The sequence below is a fragment of the Mycobacterium neumannii genome, from assembly GCF_048452905.1.
In the GTDB taxonomy this organism is placed as follows: domain Bacteria; phylum Actinomycetota; class Actinomycetes; order Mycobacteriales; family Mycobacteriaceae; genus Mycobacterium; species Mycobacterium neumannii_B.
This window is the reverse complement of the sequence record NZ_JBCGVF010000001.1, coordinates 734,606-744,181: the sequence shown is the minus strand read 5'-3', so window position 1 is coordinate 744,181 and position 9,576 is coordinate 734,606. Positions and strand designations below refer to the sequence as shown.

Below are 9,576 nucleotides of genomic sequence, written 5' to 3'. Positions count from 1 at the left end.
ATAGCCTACCTAAGTTCTCGGCTACCATGGCGGACGTGAGTTCGCTGCGCACTGAAGACGACACCTGGGACATCGCCACCAGCGTGGGCACGACCGCGGTGATGGTGGCCTCCGCCCGAGCCGCCGAGACCGAACGAGACGACGCGCTGATCCGCGATCCCTACGCCAGAGTGCTGGTCGCGGCCGCCGGCGGCGGCATCTGGGACGTGATGCTCGACCCGCAGACCCGCGTCAAGGTCGCCGACGCCGATGAAGACGTTGCCGCGATCTTCGAGCACATGGGTAATTACCAGGCGGTGCGGACGCACTTCTTCGACGAGTACTTCACCGATGCCGTCGAGGCCGGTATCCGGCAGGTCGTCATTTTGGCGTCGGGGCTCGACTCCCGTGCGTACCGCCTGCAGTGGCCGGCGGGGACATCGGTGTACGAGATCGACCAGCCCAAGGTGCTCGAATACAAGGCCGCCCGGCTGGCAGAGGAGGGCGCGTTGCCGATCGCCAAGCGCGTCGCGGTGGCCGTCGACCTGCGCCAGGATTGGCCGGCCGCACTGCGGGAAGCGGGTCTGGACCCCGACGCCCCGACCGCGTGGCTGGCCGAGGGTCTGCTGATGTACCTGCCCGCCGATGCCCAGGACCGGCTCTTCGAGCAGATCACCGCGCTCAGCGCGCCGGGTAGCCGCGTCTCGGTGGAGACGGTCGGGGTGCAGGCCGAGGAGCGGCGCGAGCAGATGCGGGAACGTTTCGAGAAGGTTCGCGCGCAACTGGGCATGGAGGATTCCGTCGATGTCGCGGAGCTGATGTACAACGACCCCGACCGCGCCGACGTCTCGGACTGGCTCCAAGCGCACGGCTGGCGGTCGACCGCGGTGACCTCGCAACAGGAGATGCGCCGGCTGAACCGCTGGGTGCTTCCCGAGGAGTACACCGACGACGACGGCTTTTCCGAGTTCGTCATCGCGTACAAGGAGTGAGAGAGCCCTTCTAGGCGGCCCAACCGGTTGGTTAGGATCGGGGCATTCCTCGGGTCAGGAAGGACTCCCCATGACCACCGACATCGCCACGCCGGCACAAGCCACCGAAGACATTCCCAGCGTCGTCCGCCGTCTGCGCGAGACTTTCAAGACCGGACGCACCAGGGACATCGAGTGGCGCAAACAGCAGCTCAAGGCGATCGAGCGCCTCGCCGTCGAGAACGAGGAGGCCATCGCCGCCGCGCTCGAACAGGATCTGGGCCGCAGCCGCTTCGAGGCGTGGCTGGCCGACATCGCGAGCACAGCGGGCGAGGCCAAGGATGCCGCGAAGAACCTTCGCAAGTGGACCCGCCGTCGTTATCGGCTGCTGGAGATGTCGCAGTTGCCAGGGCGGGGCTGGGTGGAGTACGAGCCCTTCGGCACGGTCCTGGTCATCGGCGCGTGGAACTTCCCGTTCGTGCTGACGCTCGGCCCGGCGATCGGGGCGATCGCGGCCGGTAACACCGTGGTGCTCAAGCCGTCTGAGGTCTGCCCGGCGTCGTCGGCGCTGATGGCCGAACTGGTGCCGCGGTACCTCGACACCGACGCGATCGCGGTGATCGAGGGCGATGGCTCGGTCAGCCAGGAGCTCATCTCGCAGGGCTTCGATCACATCTGCTTCACCGGCGGCACCGAGATCGGCCGCAAGGTCTACGAGGGCGCCGCACCGCACCTCACTCCCGTCACGCTGGAACTCGGCGGCAAGAGCCCGGTGATCGTGGCAGCCGACGCCGACATCGACGTCGCGGCCAAGCGCATCGCCTGGACCAAGCTGATCAACTCCGGGCAGATCTGCATTGCGCCCGACTACGTTCTGGCCGACGCGAAGATCCGCGACAAGCTGGTCGACAAGATCAAAGAGGCGGTGACGACGTTCGAGTCGGAGAACCCCGACGGCAAGCGCATCGTCAACGAACGGCACTTCGGGCGGCTGACCGACGCACTGGCCGCCACCAAGGGTGAGGTGGTGATCGGGGGTGGTTCGGACGCGGCGAAGATCAGTATCCAGCCGACCGTCGTCGTCGATCCCGACCCCGCGGAACCGTTGATGACCGACGAGATCTTCGGTCCGATCCTGCCCGTCGTGACGGTCCAATCCCTCGACGACGCAATCAGTTTCGTCAACTCGCGGCCCAAGCCGCTGGCGGCCTACCTGTTCACCAAGACCAAGAGCATCCGGGAACGGGTGATCAAGGAAGTGCCTGCGGGCGGCATGGTGGTCAACCACCTGCTGTTCCACTTCGCCACCAACAAGCTGCCGTTCGGCGGCGTCGGCTCGTCGGGCATGGGGGCCTACCACGGCAGGTACGGCTTCGAGCAGTTCAGCCACAAGAAGACCGTGATGACCAAGCCGACCCGACCCGACGTCGGCGCGTTCATCTATCCCCCGTATACAGAGAAGGCTCTCAAGCTCGCCAAGCGTCTGTTTTAGCGATTCGGGTGTAGTTGGTGGCGGCCAGCGCAACCAACTACACCGAAATCGCGGAATGTGGAAAGGAACCCCATGCCAGGAGTGCAGGATCGCGTCGTCGTCGTCACCGGGGCCGGAGGCGGACTCGGACGCGAATACGCGTTGACGCTCGCCAGGGAGGGCGCCAGCGTCGTCGTCAACGACCTCGGCGGTGCCCGTGACGGCACCGGCGCCGGTTCGGCGATGGCTGATCAGGTCGTCCAGGAGATCAAGGACGCCGGCGGCCGGGCGGTCGCCAACTATGACTCGGTCGCCGAGCCCGAGGGCGCCGAGAACATCATCAAGACCGCGCTCGACGAGTTCGGCAAGGTCGACGGCGTGGTCTCCAACGCGGGCATCCTGCGGGACGGCACATTCCACAAGATGGAGTTCGCCAACTGGGACGCCGTCATCAAGGTGCACCTGTACGGCGGTTACAACGTGATCCGCGCCGCATGGCCGCACTTCCGGGAGAACAGCTTCGGGCGCGTCGTGGTGGCCACCTCGACCAGCGGCCTGTTCGGCAACTTCGGCCAGGCCAACTACGGCGCGGCCAAGCTCGGCCTCGTCGGCCTGATCAACACGCTGGCCCAGGAGGGCGCGAAGTACAACATCAAGGCCAACGCCGTCGCCCCGATCGCGGCAACCAGGATGACGCAGGACATCCTGCCGCCTGAGGTCTTCGAGAAGCTGACGCCGGAATACGTTGCGCCCGTGGTGGCCTACCTGATGACCGAGGAACTGCCCGACACCGCTTCGGTGTTCATCGTCGGTGGCGGCAAAGTCCAGCGGGCAGCGCTGTTCCAGAACGAGGGGCTCACCTTCTCCGAGGTTCCTTCTGTCGACGACATCGCCGCGAAGTGGGGCGAGATCACCGACCTGTCGGCGGCGCAGCGGGCGACGTTCAGCCTCGGCTGAGTTCGATGAAAGCGCTTGTCGCGCAGGAACTCACCGGGCCCTCCGGATTGGTCTACACCGATGTGGAAGACCCTGCCGATGCCGGCGGCGAGGACGTCGTGGTCGTCGACGTCGGTGCGGCCGGGGCCAGCTTCCCCGACCTGTTGCTGCTGCGCGGCGAATATCAGCTGCGGCTCGAACCGCCGTTCGTCCCCGGCATGGAGGTCGCCGGGGTGGTGCGCTCGGCGCCGTATGAGTCGGAGTTCAAACCCGGGCAGCGGGTGACTGCGCTGTCGATGCTCGGCGGGTGGGCCGAACGGGTGGCGGTGTCGTCCGACAGCCTGACGCCGACGCCTGACGGTCTCGACGACGCGGAAGCCGTTGCGCTGCTGGGCAACTATCAGACGATGTACTTCGCGCTGGCCAAGCGAGGTGCGCTGCGACCGGGCGAGACGGTGCTGGTGCTGGGATCGGCGGGCGGTGTGGGTACCGCGGCGGTGCAGATCGCGAAGGCGTTGGGCGCCAAGGTGATCGCGATGGTGCACCGGCCGCACGCAATCGAGTTCGTGGAGTCGCTGGGCGCCGACGTCGTGCTGCCGTTGACCGACGGGTGGCTGCAGGCGGTCAAGGACGCGACCGACGGCCGCGGCGTCGATCTGGTGGTCGACCCGATCGGCGGCGACGCGTTCGACGACGCGATCCGCGCGCTCGCCGTGGAGGGCAGGCTGCTTGTGATCGGCTTTGCGGCCGGCGGTATCCCGGCGGTGAAGGTGAACCGGCTGCTGCTGCGCAATGTGGCGGTGATCGGAGTGGGCTACGGCGAATACGTGAACCGCAAACCGGGATCACAGTCGGTGTTCGAGTTCGGCGTCGCACAGCTCGTCGAGGCGGGATTGCGCCCGCCGCCGCCGATGCGCTTCGCGCTGTCGAAGGGCGCCGACGCGTTGCAGGCACTCGCGGACGGCGGCGTGCTCGGCAAGGTCGTGCTGGAGCCATGACGGCGCCGCGCGCGTTGGCGTTCGACACGTTCGGCACGGTGGTCGACTGGCGTTCGAGCGTCATCCGCGAGCTCGAGGAGTTCGGTCGTGCCCATGGCGTGCAACGGGATTGGGCGGCTTTCGCGGACGACTGGCGGGCCGGCTATCCACCCGCAATGGATCGGGTGCGTCGCGGTGAGCTGCCGTGGACCAAGATCGACGGCCTGCACCGCCTGATCCTCGTCGACCTGCTGGACGCGGCGGGGATCACGCGCGTCGATACCGCGGCCGTCGAGCATCTCAACCGCTCCTGGCACCGCCTCGACCCGTGGCCCGACGCCGTGGACGGCCTCACCCGGTTGAAGGCGCGCTACCTCATCACGACTTTGTCCAACGGGAACGTCTCGCTGCTGACGAACATGGCCAAGCGGGCGGGGCTGCCGTGGGACTGCGTGATCTCGGCCGAGCTGTTCCGCCACTACAAACCCGATCCCGAGGCCTATCTCGGCTGCGCCGATCTGTTGGACGTCGCGCCCGGTGAGCTGATGCTGGTGGCCGCGCACGCCAGCGACCTGCGCGGCGCGAAGCGGGCGGGCCTGATGACGGGGTACGTCGACCGGCCGCTGGAGTACGGAGCGGGCCGACGACGCCCGTCGAAGATCGCCGACGGCGAGTTCGACGTCATGGCAGCCGATTTCGCCGACCTGGCCGACCAGCTCGGGACGTGAAATCGCAAGGGTAGCGTGGGAGCGTGACCGATACATCCTCGCTGCCGCCGGCGCTGCGCCGGGCGGTCGAACTCTTCGCCGAACCGCCGGCACGCCTCTACGTCAGCGGCGGCTACCTGGATCTGCTCGACGACGCCGCGCACAGCCAGTCACCGCCCGAGAACAAGGGTCTGATCCAGGCCGTGTGGGCGTCGGGCCCCGGGTCGATGTTCTACGACTACTCACAGGCATTCGCCCGCAGGTTCCTGAGCATGTGGCAGTTGCCGATCGAGTGGCTGGACATCCCGAAGGGCGGCGTCGCGCTCGACATCGGAAGCGGCCCCGGCAACGTGACCGCGTCGCTGGCCCGCGCAGCCGGACCCGAAGGGTTGGCGCTCGGTGTCGACATCTCGAAACCGATGCTGGCGCGCGCGGTCAGCGCGCAAGCCGGGCCGAATGTCGGGTTCCTGCGAGCGGACGCGCAGCGGCTGCCGTTCCGGGATGCGACCGTCGACGCGGTGACATCGTTGGCGGTGCTGCAGCTGATCCCCGAACCGACGTCGGCGGTGGCCGAGATGCACCGGGTGCTCAAGCCCGGCGGCCGGATCGCGATCATGGTGCCGACGGTCGGCAGCGTGCCTCCGCCGCTGCGATGGTTGTCGCGGGGCGGGGCGCACTTCTTCGCCGAAGATGAACTGGGCGACCTGTTCGAACAACGCGGATTCGAACGCGTGCGTACCAAGACCATCGGCAACATGCAGTGGGTGCGGGCGCAGCACCCGTAGATTCGACGCATGAGCACCGGCGGGATCGTCCTGGTCGCGTTGGCGATCGCGGTCGGCATCGTCGGCATCGTCATACCGCTACTCCCCGGCACGCTGCTGGTCTTCGGCGCGATCGCGGTGTGGGCAGTCGTCGAGCGGGACGTCACCGCGTGGGTGACGCTCGGCGTCGCGACGGCGCTGCTGCTGACGGCCGCGTTCATCAAGTACACCTGGCCCGTCCGGCGGATGCGTGAGGCCGAGGTGCGCACGTCGAGCCTGGTGGCCGGCGGGGGGCTCGGAGTCGTCGGCTTCTTCGTGATCCCCGTGCTCGGGCTGCCGATCGGCTTCGTGCTGGGCATCTACCTCGCCGAACTGGCCGACCGGCGCGACCGGCGCGTGGCGTGGCTATCGACGAAGCACGCGCTCAAGGGCGTCGCCTTATCGGTGGGTGTCGAAATGGCCGGCGCGTTGCTCGCCACCGTCGTTTGGGTCATCGGGGTGTACCTGACGCAGTAGCTTGCAGGCATGGCCAAGCTGCGTTTCGGATACTTCATCGCACCGTTTCACCGCGCCGGCACCAACCCGACGCTCGCGCTGCAGCGCGATCTGGAGCTCATCGAGCACCTCGACGCGGTGGGCTTCGACGAAGCGTGGATCGGCGAACACCATTCGGCGGGAAGCGAGATCATCAGCTCACCCGAGGTGTTCATCGCGGCCGCCGCGCAGCGCGCCAAACGGATCCGGTTCGGCACCGGCGTCATCTCGCTGGCGTACCACAACCCGCTGTGGGCGGCCGACCGACTGATGCTGCTCGACCACCTCACCCACGGCCGCATCATCGGTGGCATGGGGCCCGGCTCGCTGCCCACCGACTCGGCGATGATCGGCCTGACGCCCACCGACACCCGTGAACTGCTGGAGACCAACCTCGACATCGTCGTGCGGTTGCTCAAGGGCGAAACGGTCTCGGCCAAGACCGCCACCCATGAACTCCACGACGCCAGGCTGCAACTGGCGCCCTATGCGGAGGACGGTATCCCGCTCAGTGTCGCCGCGGTGGCCTCGCCGACCGGTGCGCGGCTGGCAGGCAAGCACGGGATCGGTCTGCTGTCGATCGGTGCGACGCTCGTCGTCGAGGGCTTCGATGCGCTCGCGCATCACTGGGGGATCGCCGAGGAGCGTGCGGCCGCGTTCGGCACCACGGTCGACCGCCGCAACTGGTCGTTGGTGTGCCCCATGCACATCGCCGAAACCGACGAACAGGCACGCGCTGACGTCCGCTTCGGTATCGAGCCGTGGTTCAACTACTTCCAGAAGGTCGCCGCATTCCCACAGATGACGATTCCCGGGGACCGTATCGACGACATGATCGACATCATCAACAACGCAGGCGCCGGAGTGATCGGCACACCCGAACGGGCGCGGGCCCAGGTGCAGCGGCTGTGGGATCAGTCAGGCGGCTTCGGGTGCATGCTCCAAATGGGGCACGAGTGGGCCAATCCCGCCGCCACCAAGCGCAGCGCGGAACTGTTCGCCGCCGAGGTCATACCGCACTTCCAGGGTCAGGCCCAGCCGACGCTCGAAGCCGCGGCGCGCGCCCGCGATGTACGCGAGAACCTGGCCCAGACTCAGCTGTCCGCGATCGAGCACATGACGCAGAAGTACGAGGCCGAAAAAGGCGGGGCCTGACCTGATTTCAGCCGAGCAGGACGGTGCGCAGCCGCACGACCTCGTCGTCGGTGACGCCCGCGGCCTCCAGGTAGCCCCGCACCGAGCCGTAGTTCTCGACGATCGAACGGCGCGCGGTTTCGAGGTAGTCCTCGCGCACGCCGAGCACCTCCTCGGTGAGCCGCGCCTCGGCGAAGGTGACGATCTCGTCGGTGGTGTCCTCTGACCGGTTGCGGATCGACTCGAGGATGCTCTCGCGCAGTTGCGGCACGGCCTCGTTGCTGCGTAGGAAGTCCGCCAGGATGGCATCGCGCTGCACACCGACCGCCTCGAGCACCGTGGCGACCGTGAAGCCCGTGCGGTCCTTACCGGCGAAGCAGTGCGCGATGACCGGGCGCTGCCCGGCGAGCATCGAAATGACCTGGCGCACGGCCAGATGTGCACCGGGCAGCGTCGGGAACTTCTGGTACTCCTCGGTCATGAACCGGCCCGCAGCCACCGCCACGTCTTCGTCGTCGGGTTTTTCGGTCATCATGCGCTGGAAGCTCTGCTCATGCGGGGCCTCCGCGCCCGGCTTGGCCAGCTCGTGAAACGGCAGCCGGTGTATCGCGACGCCGTCGGGCACCCGCCCGGGACCGCGCCGCTCGACCTCACGATCCGAGCGCAGGTCGGCGACATCGCTGATGTTCAACCGGCGCAACAGCTCGCGGCCCACCTCGTCCAGACCGCTCAGCTCACTGGACCGGAAGAACTGCCCGGGTCTGATACCGGTCTCCTCGGAGATGTCGCGGAAGTTCCACGCCCCTGACAGGGCGTCGGGGTTGCCCACCACCTATCCGGCTCCTCCGGTCGCCGCGGGGCCCGATTGGCGGCTCGCCGCCGACGCGAAAGCGCTTTTCTCCCTGCCGAGTTCGGCGCGGGCGATAGTCCGCATGTGCACCTCGTCCGGCCCGTCGAACAGCCGCATCGCGCGGTGCCAGGCGTACAGCCGCGCCAGGGGCACGTCGTCGCAGATGCCCATGCCGCCGTGCACCTGGATGGCGCGGTCGATGACGTCGCACGCCATCTGCGGGGCGACCGCCTTGATCTGGGCGACCAGCACCTGCGCGTCCTTGCTCTTGTTGCCCTGCTCGTCGATGGTCCACGCCGCTTTGTGGCACAACAGGCGGGCCTGGTCGATCTGGTTGCGCGACTTGGCGATCGACTCGCGCACCACACCCTGCTCGGACAGCGGCTTACCGAACGCCACGCGCTTCTGCACGCGGTCGATCATCAGCGCGAGGGCCCGCTCGGCGGCGCCGATCGCGCGCATGCAGTGGTGGATACGGCCGGGACCGAGGCGGGCCTGGGCAATCGCGAACCCGCTGCCCTCTTCGTGGAGCAGGTTCTCGGCCGGCACTCGGGCGTTGTCGAAGACGATCTCGCAATGCCCGTGCTGGTCCTGGTAGCCGAACACCGGAAGCGAACGCTGGATGTCGACACCCGGGGTGTCGGTGGGCACGAGGATCATCGACTGCTGCTGGTGGCTGGCCGCATCCGGATTCGTCCGGCCCATCACGATCATGATCTTGCAGCGCGGATCGGCCGCGCCGGTGATCCACCACTTGCGACCGTTGATGACGTAGTCGTCCCCGTCGCGCAGCATCGTGGTCTCGATGTTGCGGGCGTCGCTGGAAGCGACCGCGGGTTCGGTCATCGCGAAGGCGCTGCGGATCTCGCCGGCCAGCAGCGGTTCGAGCCATTGCTTGCGCTGCTGCTCGTTGGCGAACAAGTGCAGCGTCTCCATGTTGCCGGTGTCGGGGGCCGCGCAGTTGGTGACCTCGGGCGCGATCTCCATGCTCCAACCGGTCAGCTCGGCCAGCTGCGCGTACTCGAGGTTGCTAAGACCCGACTCGGCGGGCAGGAACAGGTTCCACAGCCCGCGTTCCTTGGCGAGCTTCTTGAGGTCCTCGACGATCGGCGGGACGGTGTGGTCCTTGGGACCGGCCTCTTCGCGGTAGCGGTGGTACTCGGTCTCGGCGGGGAAGACGAATTCCGTCATGAATTCGCACAGGCGCTGGTGGTAGTCCTGGGCCTTGGCCGACATCGCGAAGTCCATGCCCG

10 protein-coding genes are annotated in these 9,576 nt (G+C 67.6%); 8 read left to right on the top strand and 2 right to left on the bottom strand.

From position 1 onward, the window contains the following. The first annotated feature begins 35 nt into the window (after nt 1-35). From AAHH99_RS03645 to AAHH99_RS03610, 8 genes are all read left to right on the top strand, one after another. Nucleotides 36-971, top strand: coding sequence for a class I SAM-dependent methyltransferase (locus AAHH99_RS03645; RefSeq protein ID WP_418767411.1), 936 nt, complete (start codon nt 36-38; stop codon nt 969-971). A gap of 70 nt (nt 972-1,041) precedes the next feature. Then, a complete protein-coding gene (locus AAHH99_RS03640) occupies nt 1,042-2,442 on the top strand; it encodes an aldehyde dehydrogenase family protein (RefSeq protein ID WP_418767410.1) in 1,401 nt (466 codons plus the stop codon). Nucleotides 2,443-2,514: 72 nt separating this feature from the next. After that, a complete protein-coding gene (locus AAHH99_RS03635) occupies nt 2,515-3,378 on the top strand; it encodes an SDR family oxidoreductase (protein ID WP_418767409.1) in 864 nt (287 codons plus the stop codon). Between the two features lie 5 nt (nt 3,379-3,383). After that, on the top strand, nt 3,384-4,355 hold the full coding sequence (locus tag AAHH99_RS03630) for an NADPH:quinone oxidoreductase family protein (RefSeq protein ID WP_418767408.1): 972 nt from the start codon (nt 3,384-3,386) through the stop codon (nt 4,353-4,355). Continuing rightward, a complete protein-coding gene (locus AAHH99_RS03625; RefSeq protein WP_418767407.1) occupies nt 4,352-5,062 on the top strand; it encodes a haloacid dehalogenase type II in 711 nt (236 codons plus the stop codon). Before AAHH99_RS03630 ends, AAHH99_RS03625 begins: the two co-directional genes overlap by 4 nt. A gap of 23 nt (nt 5,063-5,085) precedes the next feature. Then, nucleotides 5,086-5,826 (top strand): methyltransferase domain-containing protein, encoded by a 741-nt coding sequence (locus AAHH99_RS03620; protein WP_418767406.1) that lies wholly within the window; start codon nt 5,086-5,088, stop codon nt 5,824-5,826. 9 nt (nt 5,827-5,835) lie between these two features. Continuing rightward, entirely contained in the window at nt 5,836-6,321 is a 486-nt protein-coding gene (locus AAHH99_RS03615) for a DUF456 domain-containing protein (RefSeq protein WP_418767405.1), read from the top strand. A gap of 9 nt (nt 6,322-6,330) precedes the next feature. Continuing rightward, a complete protein-coding gene (locus tag AAHH99_RS03610; protein ID WP_418767404.1) occupies nt 6,331-7,494 on the top strand; it encodes an LLM class flavin-dependent oxidoreductase in 1,164 nt (387 codons plus the stop codon). A 7-nt stretch (nt 7,495-7,501) separates the two neighbouring features. Here AAHH99_RS03610 and AAHH99_RS03605 read toward each other — a convergent pair whose 3' ends face one another. Both AAHH99_RS03605 and AAHH99_RS03600 read right to left on the bottom strand, forming a co-directional pair. Continuing rightward, nucleotides 7,502-8,305 (bottom strand): tyrosine-protein phosphatase, encoded by an 804-nt coding sequence (locus AAHH99_RS03605; RefSeq protein ID WP_418767403.1) that lies wholly within the window; start codon nt 8,303-8,305, stop codon nt 7,502-7,504. Next, complete coding sequence (locus tag AAHH99_RS03600) at nt 8,306-9,559, bottom strand: acyl-CoA dehydrogenase family protein (protein ID WP_418767589.1); 1,254 nt, start codon at nt 9,557-9,559, stop codon at nt 8,306-8,308. It lies immediately after the preceding gene. Between the last annotated feature and the right edge of the window lie 17 nt (nt 9,560-9,576).